Source organism: Bacillus sp. UMB0728 (assembly GCF_002858875.1).
Classification (GTDB): domain Bacteria; phylum Bacillota; class Bacilli; order Bacillales; family Cytobacillaceae; genus Bacillus_AB; species Bacillus_AB infantis.
The window spans coordinates 616,884-629,446 of sequence record NZ_PKLA01000003.1; the positions used below are offsets into that span (position 1 = coordinate 616,884).

Consider the following 12,563-nt stretch of genomic DNA (forward strand, 5'->3'; position numbering starts at 1 on the left):
CTCCTTTCCCAGCATATTCCCGGCTAGTTAGTCATTATTTTTCCCATCCATGCCTGGATCTGTTGTTCTTCCAATTGAACCCCTCATATCCGTATCAGCAGATATATTCTGGATGTTCATGTAATCCATCACCCCGAGATTACCTGACCGGAGAGCTTCTGACATCGCAAGAGGGACTTTGGCTTCTGCTTCGACAACCTTTGCTCTCATTTCTTCTACTTTTGCTTTCATTTCCTGCTCCTGGGCAACGGCCATTGCACGCCTTTCCTCAGCCTTAGCCTGGGCGATCTTCTTATCTGCTTCCGCCTGCTCAGTCTGAAGCTCAGCACCGATATTCTTGCCGATGTCCACATCCGCGATATCAATGGACAGAATTTCAAATGCCGTGCCTGCATCAAGGCCCTTGGACAGAACTGTCTGAGAGATCATGTCAGGATTTTCAAGTACTTTCTTATGATTATCCGAAGAACCGATAGTCGAAACAATCCCTTCACCTACACGGGCTACGATTGTTTCTTCCCCGGCTCCCCCTACAAGCCGCTCAATATTTGCCCGGACCGTGATCCGCGCTTTAGCTTTGACTTCTATCCCATCCATTGCCACACCGGCAATGAACGGTGTTTCAATCACCTTAGGATTGACGCTCATTTGTACAGCTTCCAGAACGTCACGTCCAGCAAGGTCGATAGCGGCGGTTCTCTCAAAGCTCAATTCAATATTGGCCCTGTGTGCGGCTATCAGTGCGTTTACAACCCTATCCACATTACCTCCGGCCAAATAATGGCTCTCAAGCTGATTTGTTGTAACATCCAGACCCGCTTTATGGGCTTTAATCAAAGGATTGATGACCCTATTCGGGATGACCCGGCGGAGCCTCATTCCAATCAACGTGAAGATGCTGACCCTGACGCCTGCCGCCAGGGCGGAAATCCAGAGTGCCACTGGTACGAAAGTAAACAGCACCGCCAGCAGAATAACGGCCAAAACCACGGCTACTAAAATAAATACAGTTCCTTCTCCTAACATTATGTTCCTCCTTAAAATCTATTTGTCATCCCTGTTTCCAGGGGAGTCCATTCATTGATCGGCTTTTTTTTCCATATCAAGCATTTCTCTCACAACAATCCGGGAGCCTTCTGCTTTTACGACCCTTAACCTTGCCCCTTTCTGGATAAAACCGCCTTCGCTGACAACATCGATTCTTTCATCCTCGAGCACAGCCGTCCCGGCCGGCCTTAATGCAGTCAGAGCATAGCCTTCAAGACCAATAAGCTCTGCACGCGTCTTGTTTGAGATATACCCTTTCTCAGTGCTTGTCGAATCGCTCAATATAATTTTCCTGAAGAATTTCATTTTTTTACCAAACACCTTTATCATTAAGATGGATACCAAAATAGAAATGCCAATGGCAATCAAAATGGATACGGCCGTATGGACAACGTTGTCAGTTGCAAGAAACAAGCTTCCTACAACCGAAACAAGGCCTATTGCCCCGGCAATCCCTCCTGGAAGGAAAAACTCCAGTATGATCAGCCCCAGGCCGACCAAAAACAAAACGATGGACTCATATCCTGCCAGGCCTGCAACCATATGGCCGTAAAAAAACAGCAGGAGGGCAGCAAGTCCCATCGATCCCGGGATGCCGAATCCCGGCGAGTAAAGCTCAAGCACAAGTCCCAGGCTGCCGACAGACAAGAGAATCGGCACAACAACCGGGTGGGTGATAAAACGGGCTATTTTCTCTGCAAAGCTTTCATCCAGGCTCCTGATCTCTGCCCCTGAGTAGCCAAGAGTGTCCAGCAGTTCATCAAGAGATGAAACAGTGCCTTCAGAATACCCTGCCTGCTCTGCCTGCTCTGATGTCAAAGTGAGAAGCTTCCCTTTTGGGGCGCCATATTCCGGCAAATCAACCGACTCATCCGCCATGGCCAGTGCTATCTCCGGATCCCTGCCAGACTGGTTAGCAGCACTCTTCATTGCACTCAGCCAATAGGATTCCGCTTTCTTTCCTGCGGTGTTCCCTGATTGATCGATAATGGCAGCAGATCCCATGACAGCACCAGGCACCATGTATATTTCATCCATATTCAAAGAGATATAGGCACCGGCCGACAGGGCCTGATTATTGACAAAGGACACCGTCTTCAATTCTGTTTCCGCAAGCAGCTTGCCTATTTTCCCGGCAGCATCCACTGCGCCCCCAGGTGTATCCATTTCAAAAATAATGGCAGAAGCCCCATTCTCTTCAGCGGTGCTGACAGCCCTGTTCAAAAATGCATAAAGGCCTTTTTCCACTGTTTCTTCAATGGGAACAACGTATACCACTTCATTATCAGCATTCCCTTTTTCGGGAATCAGCATAATCAGCAGGATGCCCAAAAACGCCAGCAGAGTGACTGCCCTTCTGAGAGCCACCATTTTCTCCTCCTTTCCCAAACAAAAGTTAATCTTCTTTTACTTACGTTTTAAAAAGAAAAAAGATTCATTTTTAGCACATTTTCTCTTTTCGGCATTATTTTTTCCTATGTAATAGTTTTTAACAGCGGCACACCTTCCATACGTACCCTGAATTTATTGCAGTATGCCGCTCACAAGCAATAAAAAGACCGCAGGCAGATTGCTTGCGGTCTTTTGGCATACTTTTTCATGAAAGGTGTTGTTGTACAAGTTTATTTACAAGTGAGCCGTCCGCTTTGCCTTTTACTTTAGGCATAATGGCAGACATCACTTTTCCCATATCGGCTTTTCCTGATGCTCCAGTTTCTTCGATTGTCTCCTGGACAATCTTTGATACTTCATCCTCAGACAGCTGCTTGGGCATATATAGCTCGACGAATATCAATTCGTTCCGCAATTTTTCAACAAGGTCTTCACGACCTGCTTTTTCAAATTCATGGAGGGAGTCCTTGCGTTGTTTCACTTCGCGAGAAAGGACAGTTAACTCCTGCTCTTCGTTAAGCTCTCCGCCAAGCTTGATGGCTTCATTCTGCAGAGATGCTTTAATCATCCGAATGACAGTGAGTTTATCTTTTTCTTTGTTTTTCATCGCTTGTTTCATATCATCATTTAAACGCTCGAGAAGACTCATAGTTGATACACCCTCTCTTAGAACTTACGTTTTCTAGCAGCTTCGGACTTCTTCTTGCGCTTTACACTAGGTTTTTCGTAGAATTCGCGCTTTCTCGCCTCTTGTAAAGTACCTGTTTTAGATACAGAACGTTTGAAGCGACGAAGAGCATCTTCAAGCGATTCGTTCTTTTTAACGACTGTTTTAGACATTCTCTTTCCCTCCCTCCGAGCACAACACACTTACATCAGAAACATAGATTTCCATGTACCTTGCAATTATAATATAACAGTGATACAAGGTCAACTGTAATTCATCACGGGCAGGTGCAGTTTTTTTTTGCAGGCTCTGTCCTTTCATTTAATTTACCATAGAAGCGGTAAAATTAAACCCTTTTCGCAAGGCATGTCCAGTCCCGTTCCTTCATAGAGTTTAAATGAAGGAGTGAGAACGCATGCTGCTGATTATCCTGTTTTTATTCTTGATTATTTTTTTCATATACGGAATGGCACTGTTAAGATCAGGGTTATACGGACTTTCCGGTGATTCATTCAAGCGGAAGATCGCCGCTTACACCCATTTCCCCTGGCAGGGGATGCTGGCAGGAATGCTGATTACTGCTGTCCTGCAAAGCAGCTCTGCTGTTATGGTGTTGACTATCGGCCTTATTTCCGCCCGGATCCTGACCTTCCCCCAATCGATCGGCATCATCTTGGGAACAAATATTGGAACGACGTTTACAACAGAATTCATCACCTTCAATATCGAGTCTCTCATCATCCCCCTGGCAGCAGCCGGGTCGTGCCTTATCTTATTTGGCAGAAAGGCACTGAAGCATATTGGCATGGGAATCCTTGGCATCTCCATTGTACTTTCCTCGATGAAGGGCTTTGAATTTCTAGCTTCCCCGCTGCAGGGTGTCCCTTTTCTGACCGATATTCTCGGGCTTATGGAGAACAGCCATCTGACCGGTGCGGCAGTTGGCATGGTGCTGACAGCGATCATCCAATCCAGCACTGCGGCTGTGGGGATCATCATGGGGTTTCTGAACGGCGGGATCATAGAATTGGATACAGGCATAGCCTTTATGCTCGGAGCCAATATCGGGACCTGCCTCACTGCCTATCTTGCATCCATTGGCGCAGGGAAGGAGGCGCGCCTCACTGCCTTTGCACATATCTGGCTGAATATAGCGGGAGCAGCCCTTTTCCTCCCTTTCATAGCCTCCCTTTCCTCATTCGGCGAATGGGCAGCGGCCGAACCGGATGTCCAGCTGGCACATGTGAGTGTATTATTCAATGTGCTCACTTCTTTAATGGTACTGCCGTTTGCTGAACATTTTGGAAGGTTAATTATGAAGATCCATGACAAATAAAAAAAGACAGGCCAGCAATTGATGCTGGCCTGTCTTTTCCATTTAGTAATCAGTAATCTGAATCGCTCGTTAATCCATTAACGATCGCCACTCCGGAGCTTGCACCGATTCTTGTAGCTCCTGCTTCAATCATCTGCTGAGCATCTTCGGTGCTGCGGACACCGCCTGATGCTTTAACACCGATTTCAGGACCGACTGTTTTTCTCATCAGCCTGATATCTTCAACGGTTGCGCCCCCGGTAGAAAAACCTGTAGAAGTTTTAACAAAATCTGTGCCTGCTTTTACAGCCAGCTCACATGCCAGGACCTTCTCATCCTCTGTAAGGAGGGATGTTTCAATAATGACCTTTGTAAGTGCCTTCCCTTTTGCCGCCTCAACGACTGCACGGATATCTGCTTCTACAAGATCACTGCTGCCGCTCTTTAATGCACCGATATTAATAACCATATCTACTTCAGTTGCGCCGTTCTCAATGGCATTTTTAGTTTCAAATGCTTTTACCTCAGGTGTTGACGCCCCCAGCGGAAAGCCGATGACAGTGCAGACATCTACGCCTGAACCCTCCAGCAGTTCACTCGCGTAGCTGACCCACGCAGGGTTAACACAGACAGACGCGAAACTGTATTCTTTAGCTTCTGAACAAAGTACCTCAATCTGTTCTTTTGTCGCATCTGCTTTCAATAATGTATGATCGATCATTTTTGCTACATTAGTTGCCATATCAATGGTTCTCCTTTCAACAAACAAGTTGTCCGTACCTCTACATCATACCATTGTCTTATCGAAAAAAGTAGCTGAAATTATGGGTTTTAATCGTTTTTTGCAATCGTTTTCTTCATCCCGTCTATTTTTTCTATATTAAAAGGGAAATATGTAGACCGAAGAGTCCTCCGGCCGATTTTTGACAAAAAAAAGAATGGGGAATACTCCCCATTCTTTTTTATCACATACTTAGACAGCCGCTTCTTCGTATACAGCATCCTCGTCAACGACCCGGACAAACTGTCCTTCATTAAAAGGATAGCCTGCCTTGGATATCTTGACTTTCACGATTTTCCCTACCATCTCTTCTGATGCTGGGAATACGACTTTCAGGTAGTTGTCAGTATACCCGACATAAAGCCCGCTCTCAGGATCTTCCTTGTAAATTTCCTCAGGAATGACTTCAAGCACCTCATTTTCAAACTGTGATGCATATTCCTTTGCCAGCTGATCGGAAAGGGAAATAAGGCGGTGCACCCGCTCATTCTTAATTTCCTCATCAATCTGGTCTTCCATCCGGGCTGCAGGTGTACCGGTCCTTTTTGAATAAGGGAACACATGCAGCTCCGAGAATTTATGCTCTTTGATAAAATTGTAGGTTTCCATAAACTCTTCTTCAGTTTCACCAGGGAAGCCGACAATAACGTCAGATGTGACGGCAAGGCCGGGAAGCGCCTCTTTTAGGCGGTCAAGGCGCTCTGCAAAGAATTCCATTGTGTACTTTCTTCTCATTCTCTTAAGTACAGTATTAGAGCCTGACTGCAGAGGAATATGCAGGTGCCTTACGACCACTTCAGACTTGTCCATCACCTCAATCACTTCATCAGTGATCTGGCTTGCTTCGATAGAGGAAATGCGAAGACGCTTCAGGCCTTTTACCTGTGCCTCGAGATCCCTTAGCAGCATGGCAAGATTGTAATCCTTCATGTCTTCTCCATAGCCGCCTGTGTGGATGCCGGTCAGGACAATTTCCTTATAGCCTGCATCGACAAGCTGCTGCGCCTGGCGGATGACTTCCTGCGGATCGCGGGATCTCATCAAGCCCCGTGCCCACGGGATGATGCAGAATGTACAGAAGTTATTGCAGCCTTCCTGAATTTTCAGGGAAGCGCGTGTCCTGTCCGTGAAGGCAGGAACATCCAGTTCTTCGTACACACGGTTTTTCATAATATTTCCGACAGCATTGATCGGCTGGCGTTCTTGTTTATACTGTTCGATATACTCCAGCATCTTGACCCTGTCCTGTGTACCCACGACGATATCCACACCAGGTATGGCCATTATTTCTGCAGGCGAGGTCTGGGCGTAGCAGCCTGTTACACAGATTACAGCATCAGGATTCTTCCTGATCGCCCTTCTGATGACCTGGCGGCTTTTTTTATCACCTGTGTTTGTTACTGTACAGGTATTGATTATATATACATCGGATGCAGATTCAAAATCTGTCCGTTCGTAGCCTTCTTGCTTAAACAATTGCCAGATTGCTTCTGTTTCATAATGATTCACCTTACAGCCAAGTGTATGAAAAGCAACTGTTGCCATTGTATTCACCTCATTAGTTCAAAATGATAAGAAACAGCCGCAAGCGCATATAGCGGCGCTGTTTCAGTACGCAATATCCTCGGGCCAAGTCCGCATGACAAAAATCCATTGTCCTTTAAGAGTGCAACTTCCTTTTCCGAGAGGCCGCCTTCCGGGCCAAACACCATGAGAAGGGACTGCCCCTTTTCCATGCCCGACAAAAGAGATGCAAAAGCAGAGCTTTCCCCGTCTTTGGCATCTTCTTCATAGGCAATCACTTTACGGTCATAGCCCTTGCCCAGGTCTATCAGCTCTTTCATGCTCACAGGCTGGAGCACATCAGGCTGCAAATCTCTATGAGACTGCTCAGCCGCTTCTTTGGCGATTTTCTGCCAGCGTTCTGTTTTCTTTCCCGCTTTCTTCTCATCCCATTTTACAATCGAACGGGCTGCAGTAAAAGGGATAAACACTGAAGCTCCAAGCTCTGTCCCCTTTTGGATGATCAGCTCAAGCTTATCCCCTTTAGGCAATCCGCTCGCTATTGCAGCTTTGATTGGAAGCTCTGAGCTCGCTTCCTTCCATTGTACTACTTCCGCAATCACTTGTTCATCGGTAATTTCTTCAATCCGGCATACCGCACTCCTGCCGCCGCGGACGGCACAAATAATGCTGTCCCCTTCCTTCATGCGCATGACCCTTGTAATATGGTGGAAATCGTCGCCTGCTATGATGAATCTGCCATCCTTATCCCGATTTGTAAAATATCGCTGCATGGCTGCACCTGCCTACCTTTCCTTATTGCAAATGCCGTATGGCTGCTGCAAATCCGCCAAACGGAAAAAAGGGATTTTGAAGGACATGGGGTGTATCCCAGCTTCAAGTACTCCCGTTTTTCCCGTCCAGTCAAATATTTGTCTTATTTATTTTTGGCAATGATGGCGACCCAGTCTTCCATCTGCAGGATTTCTTCAATTTCGAACCCGGCCTGGATGATTGCCTCTTTGACCTGCTGCTTTTTCTGCTGAATGATGCCAGATGCAATGAAGCGTCCGCCTTTTTTCACCGTTTTGGCCACTTCATCTGTAAAGCGCAGGATGACCTCGGCAAGAATATTGGCAACTACGACATCGGCCCCTTCCTGCACTCCGTTTAACAGGTTGTTCTGCGAAACACTTACAATCTCATGCACCTTATTCAGCTTAATGTTAAGCCTTGCAGACTTAACAGCCACTTCGTCAAGATCAAGTGCTTCCACTTTTTCCGCCCCGAGCATGGCAGCAGCAATGCTGAGCACACCTGAACCGGTTCCGACGTCAACGACTCTGTCCCCTTGTGCCACCGTACGCTCCAGCGCCTGGATGCACATGACTGTCGTCGGATGTGTCCCGGTGCCAAAAGCCATGCCCGGATCAAGCTCGATAATCAATTCATCGCTGCTTACAGGCGTATAATCCTCCCAGGTCGGCACAATGGTGAACCGTTCAGATATTTTAACAGGATTATAATATTTTTTCCAGGCAGTGGCCCATTCCTCTTCGTTCACTTCACTGATCGTCACTTTATTAAGCCCGATATCAATATTGTAAAGGATAAGGCCATTGATGGCTTCCTTAATTTCATCCACCGTCTCGCCCAGGAAGCTGTTGACCGGAAGATAGGCTTTCACAATAACGCCTTCCTCTGGGTAATCTTGCGGATTGAGCTGGTAGATTTCACCGAATTGATCTTCTCTGTCTTTAATCAAATCAAACGGATCCTCAATGACTACTCCGCTTGCTCCGGCTTCATGCAAAATGTTTGAAATCGGTTCAATCGCCTCATTTGTTGTATGAATGCTGATTTCTGACCATTTCATTCTCTACCAACTCCCATTCCTTTATTCACCCTTAAAGGCTCTTTTTACCTTTGCGAAAAAGCTTTCTTCCTGTTCACCCTGCGGCACTTGGCCGCTCACTTCGCCAAACTCCTGCAGAAGCTGTTTCTGTTTTTCTGTCAGTTTTGTCGGCGTGACAATCCGCACAAGTATGTGCTGGTCGCCATTTCCATAGCCCCTCACATTCGGCACGCCTTTTCCTTTCAGGCGGAAGCGGGTGCCTGTCTGAGTCCCGGCAGGAACCTTCAGTTTCACTTTTCCGTGAAGGGTCGGCACCTCGATCTCATCACCAAGTGCTGCCTGGACAAAAGTGATTGGCATTTCACAGTAAATATCGTCAGCTTCGCGTTCAAAGAATTCATGGCCCCTGACATGGAATACTACATATAGATCTCCTGGAGGACCGCCGTTAATTCCTGGTTCCCCTTGTCCGGTCACGCGCAGCTGCTGTCCGTCATCAATGCCGGCCGGAATTTTTACATGGATCTTCTTCCGCTTGGTCACTTTGCCTGTGCCGCCGCAAGTTTGGCATTTTTCTTTGATTTCTTTGCCTGTGCCGCTGCAGTACTGGCAGACCCTTCTGTTGACAATCTTGCCGAACGGCGTATTCTGCTCAACATTCAGCTGGCCGGAGCCATGGCAATGCCGGCAAGTTTCAGGCTTAGTGCCAGGCTTGGCCCCTGAACCGTCGCAAGTCTCGCATGTTTCTTCCCTCGGTATTTCAATATCAGTTTCTTTTCCGAATACCGCTTCTTCAAAAGAAAGGGACATTGTATATTGAAGATCGGCCCCCTGCCTTGGTGCATTCGGATCCCTTCTCCTTCCACCGCCTCCGAAGAAAGTACTGAAGATATCTTCGAATCCGCCGAATCCGCCTCCGAAATCTCCTCCTCCAAAGCCCTGGTTGGGATCTGTATGGCCAAACTGGTCATAGTGGGCGCGTTTCTGATCATCACTCAAAACTTCGTATGCTTCTTTTACTTCCTTGAATTTCTCATCTGCGTCCGCTTCTTTATTAATATCAGGATGATACTTTTTTGAAAGCTTGCGGTAGGATTTCTTTATTTCATCCTTGCTGGCACTTTTGCTGACCCCCAGGACCTCATAATAATCCCGTTTGCTCATGAATTTCACACTCCCCGGTCATTTCACATAAAGATTATTGTATCACTCTATAAAGAAAAAGTGCAATAGTTAAACTAAAAGCGGAGGCGGCTTGTTCAGGCCCGACAAGCTTAAGACAAGGAAGAGCGGAAGGTTGTTCTTTAACCTTCTGATCTGCTTGGCTTAAGACTTCGAGGGCCTAGCCGCCGGAGCTGGATAAACTAAAAGCGGAGGGCGCTTGCCCTAATAAGGAACGCAGGCTAATCACCTGGCCTAATCACTGCTCCAGATTAAGAAAAAAAGCCAAAGTCAAGTGGAACCTGACTTTGACTTTTATATCCTGCTGCCTGCTATTATTTTTTGTCGTCGTCGTTTACTTCTTCGAATTCTGCGTCCACGACATTGTCATCTCCGCCTTGGCCTTCAGCACCCTGAGCTGCCTGAGCCTGCTTCGCTGCTTCTTCGTAGAGCTTCATAGAAAGATTTTGCACGATTTCCTGAAGGGCATCCTTTGCAGTGCGGATCTCTTCCAGCTCGTTCTTTTCGATTGCCGCCTTCAGTGCATCCTTAGCTTCGTTCGCTTTCGCAACTTCCGCTTCATCCACCTTGCCTTCAAGATCCTTTAAAGTTTTTTCAGTTGTGAAGACTAGCTGGTCTGCCTCATTGCGAAGCTCCACTTCTTCTTTGCGCTTTTTATCTGCTTCTGCATTTTCTTCTGCTGCCCTGACCATTTGCTGGATTTCATCGTCAGAAAGGCCTGTGGAAGATTTAATTGTAATTGTCTGCTCTTTGTTTGTTCCAAGATCTTTGGCGCGTACATTGACGATGCCGTTTTTGTCAATATCGAAGGATACTTCGATTTGAGGTATGCCGCGCGGTGCCGGCGGGATATCAGTCAATTGGAAGCGGCCAAGAGTTTTATTGTCAGCTGCCATTGGGCGTTCACCCTGAAGCACATGAATGTCAACAGCAGTCTGGCTGTCAGCCGCTGTAGAAAATACCTGGGACTTGGAAGTCGGGATTGTTGTGTTGCGTTCGATTAGCTTTGTGAACACTCCGCCCATTGTTTCGATTCCAAGTGATAATGGCGTTACATCCAATAGGACTACATCTTTAACATCTCCGGAAATGACTCCGCCCTGGATCGCTGCGCCCATAGCAACAACTTCATCAGGATTTACGCCTCTATGAGGGTCTTTTCCAACTTCCTTCTTGATTGCTTCCTGAACTGCAGGAATACGGGTTGAACCGCCGACAAGGATGACCTTATCAATTTCTGATGGAGAAAGCCCGGCATCTTTGAGCGCCTGGCGCGTAGGTCCCATTGTACGTTCTACAAGGCCCGCTGACAGTTCATCAAACTTCGCTCTGGACAGTGTAACCTCCAGGTGAAGAGGACCTGCATCCCCTGCAGTGATGAACGGAAGGGAGATTTGTGTAGAAGTGACGCCGGACAAATCTTTCTTTGCTTTTTCAGCTGCATCTTTCAAGCGCTGAAGCGCCATTTTGTCTTTTGAAAGGTCGATGCCGTTTTCTTTTTTGAACTGTTCTACTAGATAATCAATGACTACCTGGTCGAAGTCATCCCCTCCGAGACGGTTGTCGCCGGCAGTTGATTTAACTTCAAAAACTCCGTCGCCAAGCTCGAGGATGGATACATCAAATGTACCGCCGCCAAGGTCATAAACAAGGATTGTCTGGTCTTCGTCCATTTTGTCAAGACCGTATGCAAGAGCCGCTGCTGTAGGCTCGTTGATGATGCGCTCTACTTCCAGGCCGGCAATCCTGCCTGCATCTTTTGTCGCCTGGCGTTCAGCATCATTGAAATATGCTGGAACTGTGATAACAGCTTTCTCAACCTTTTCACCAAGATAATCTTCTGCATAGCCTTTAAGATACTGAAGGATGATAGCAGACATTTCCTGCGGCGTATATTCCTTGCCTTCTGCTTCCACTTTATGGTCTGTACCCATATGGCGTTTAACAGAAATGATCGTGTTTGGATTTGTAATGGATTGGCGCTTAGCTACCTCGCCAACCTGGCGTTCGCCGTTTTTGAATGCGACAACTGATGGAGTTGTACGGTTTCCTTCCGGATTCGGAATTACTTTAGGCTCTCCGCCTTCTAGAACGGATACACATGAGTTTGTAGTACCCAAGTCAATGCCAATGATTTTGCTCATGTTCCTTACCTCCCGATATATGTAGTTTTATTATTGGTTTACTTTTACCATTGCCGGACGGATGACCCTGTCCTTTAGCATGTAGCCTTTTTGGAATTCTTCCACAACTGTGTTGGATGCAAAGTTTTCGTCTTCAACCTGCATGACAGCCTGGTGCAGATGCGGATCAAACTCTTTTCCGACAGCCTCGATTGCTTCGGCGCCTTCTTTCTTGATCGCCTCCGCAAGACTGCGGTAAACCATTTCCATTCCCTGCTGGAGCGTTTTGGCCTGCTCATTGTCAGTTTCCATTTTCAGCGCTCTTTCGAAATTGTCAAGGGCTGGAAGCAGTTCAGTGATCAGTTTTTGTGCTCTATATTTTTCAGCCGCCTCCTGGTCAAGCTTTGCCCGGCGCCTGGAATTATCAAAGTCTGCCTGAAGACGGAGATAGCGGTTTTCTGCTTCCCCCAATTTCGCCTCAAGCTCTGCAATTTTTTCGTGTGCAGCCTTCAGCTCTGCTGAGTCTTCCTGGCCCATAGATGGCTCTTCACCATTTTCACCAGTTTCAGATGGTGCAGCTGATTCTCCGAAAACTGCTTCGATTGGCTCATTGCTGCCTTGTGCAGCGGCTGCTTCTTGTTCTTCTTCCTTTAAAAAGTCCTTATTGTCTGCCAACTAGTTCACCTCCCTTAAAGGTT

12 protein-coding genes are annotated in these 12,563 nt (G+C 47.0%); 1 reads left to right on the top strand and 11 read right to left on the bottom strand.

Annotation, left to right across the window (positions count from 1 at the left end; genetic code table 11):
• Positions 1–27: 27 nt before the first annotated feature.
• The 4 genes from floA to rpsU all read right to left on the bottom strand — a co-directional run bounded on the left by floA (position 28) and on the right by rpsU (position 3,279).
• The gene (gene floA / locus CYJ37_RS14180) at positions 28–1,026 is read right to left on the bottom strand and encodes a flotillin-like protein FloA (RefSeq protein WP_009791392.1); all 999 of its coding nucleotides are present in this window, start codon (positions 1,024–1,026) and stop codon (positions 28–30) included.
• A gap of 51 nt (positions 1,027–1,077) precedes the next feature.
• Positions 1,078–2,418: an NfeD family protein gene (locus CYJ37_RS14185; protein ID WP_094767035.1), complete on the bottom strand. Its 1,341-nt coding sequence runs from the start codon at positions 2,416–2,418 to the stop codon at positions 1,078–1,080.
• A gap of 226 nt (positions 2,419–2,644) precedes the next feature.
• Positions 2,645–3,088 carry a GatB/YqeY domain-containing protein gene (locus tag CYJ37_RS14190; protein WP_009791390.1) on the bottom strand — a complete coding sequence of 148 codons (444 nt, stop codon included), beginning with the start codon at positions 3,086–3,088 and terminating at the stop codon, positions 2,645–2,647.
• A gap of 17 nt (positions 3,089–3,105) precedes the next feature.
• A complete protein-coding gene (gene rpsU, locus CYJ37_RS14195; protein WP_009791389.1) occupies positions 3,106–3,279 on the bottom strand; it encodes a 30S ribosomal protein S21 in 174 nt (57 codons plus the stop codon).
• A 242-nt stretch (positions 3,280–3,521) separates the two neighbouring features.
• Between rpsU and CYJ37_RS14200 the strand changes: the two genes are divergently transcribed.
• Entirely contained in the window at positions 3,522–4,442 is a 921-nt protein-coding gene (locus tag CYJ37_RS14200; protein ID WP_101550341.1) for a Na/Pi symporter, read from the top strand.
• A 49-nt stretch (positions 4,443–4,491) separates the two neighbouring features.
• On the opposite strand, the gene deoC is transcribed toward CYJ37_RS14200, so the two are convergent.
• The 7 genes from deoC to grpE all read right to left on the bottom strand — a co-directional run bounded on the left by deoC (position 4,492) and on the right by grpE (position 12,540).
• Positions 4,492–5,163 (bottom strand): deoxyribose-phosphate aldolase, encoded by a 672-nt coding sequence (gene deoC / locus CYJ37_RS14205; protein WP_022544208.1) that lies wholly within the window; start codon positions 5,161–5,163, stop codon positions 4,492–4,494.
• Between the two features lie 231 nt (positions 5,164–5,394).
• Complete coding sequence (mtaB, locus tag CYJ37_RS14210) at positions 5,395–6,747, bottom strand: tRNA (N(6)-L-threonylcarbamoyladenosine(37)-C(2))-methylthiotransferase MtaB (protein ID WP_009791386.1); 1,353 nt, start codon at positions 6,745–6,747, stop codon at positions 5,395–5,397.
• 5 nt (positions 6,748–6,752) lie between these two features.
• Positions 6,753–7,499: a 16S rRNA (uracil(1498)-N(3))-methyltransferase gene (locus CYJ37_RS14215; RefSeq protein ID WP_009791385.1), complete on the bottom strand. Its 747-nt coding sequence runs from the start codon at positions 7,497–7,499 to the stop codon at positions 6,753–6,755.
• 143 nt (positions 7,500–7,642) lie between these two features.
• Positions 7,643–8,581 (bottom strand): 50S ribosomal protein L11 methyltransferase, encoded by a 939-nt coding sequence (prmA, locus tag CYJ37_RS14220; RefSeq protein WP_101550344.1) that lies wholly within the window; start codon positions 8,579–8,581, stop codon positions 7,643–7,645.
• A gap of 21 nt (positions 8,582–8,602) precedes the next feature.
• Positions 8,603–9,724 (bottom strand): molecular chaperone DnaJ, encoded by a 1,122-nt coding sequence (gene dnaJ / locus CYJ37_RS14225; protein ID WP_094767031.1) that lies wholly within the window; start codon positions 9,722–9,724, stop codon positions 8,603–8,605.
• Positions 9,725–10,056: 332 nt separating this feature from the next.
• Positions 10,057–11,886, bottom strand: a complete 1,830-nt coding sequence (gene dnaK / locus CYJ37_RS14230; RefSeq protein ID WP_009796260.1) for a molecular chaperone DnaK — start codon at positions 11,884–11,886, stop codon at positions 10,057–10,059.
• Positions 11,887–11,916: 30 nt separating this feature from the next.
• Positions 11,917–12,540 carry a nucleotide exchange factor GrpE gene (grpE, locus tag CYJ37_RS14235; RefSeq protein WP_101550346.1) on the bottom strand — a complete coding sequence of 208 codons (624 nt, stop codon included), beginning with the start codon at positions 12,538–12,540 and terminating at the stop codon, positions 11,917–11,919.
• Positions 12,541–12,563: the final 23 nt, after the last annotated feature.

Coding starts and splice junctions, on each gene's coding strand:
- CYJ37_RS14190 (WP_009791390.1), bottom strand. CDS start 3,088: ATGAGTCTTCTCGAGCGTTTAAATGATGATATGAAACAAGCGATGAAA.
- rpsU (WP_009791389.1), bottom strand. CDS start 3,279: ATGTCTAAAACAGTCGTTAAAAAGAACGAATCGCTTGAAGATGCTCTT.
- prmA (WP_101550344.1), bottom strand. CDS start 8,581: ATGAAATGGTCAGAAATCAGCATTCATACAACAAATGAGGCGATTGAA.
- CYJ37_RS14215 (WP_009791385.1), bottom strand. CDS start 7,499: ATGCAGCGATATTTTACAAATCGGGATAAGGATGGCAGATTCATCATA.
- floA (WP_009791392.1), bottom strand. CDS start 1,026: ATGTTAGGAGAAGGAACTGTATTTATTTTAGTAGCCGTGGTTTTGGCC.
- dnaJ (WP_094767031.1), bottom strand. CDS start 9,724: ATGAGCAAACGGGATTATTATGAGGTCCTGGGGGTCAGCAAAAGTGCC.
- mtaB (WP_009791386.1), bottom strand. CDS start 6,747: ATGGCAACAGTTGCTTTTCATACACTTGGCTGTAAGGTGAATCATTAT.
- deoC (WP_022544208.1), bottom strand. CDS start 5,163: ATGGCAACTAATGTAGCAAAAATGATCGATCATACATTATTGAAAGCA.
- dnaK (WP_009796260.1), bottom strand. CDS start 11,886: ATGAGCAAAATCATTGGCATTGACTTGGGTACTACAAACTCATGTGTA.
- CYJ37_RS14200 (WP_101550341.1), top strand. CDS start 3,522: ATGCTGCTGATTATCCTGTTTTTATTCTTGATTATTTTTTTCATATAC.
- CYJ37_RS14185 (WP_094767035.1), bottom strand. CDS start 2,418: ATGGTGGCTCTCAGAAGGGCAGTCACTCTGCTGGCGTTTTTGGGCATC.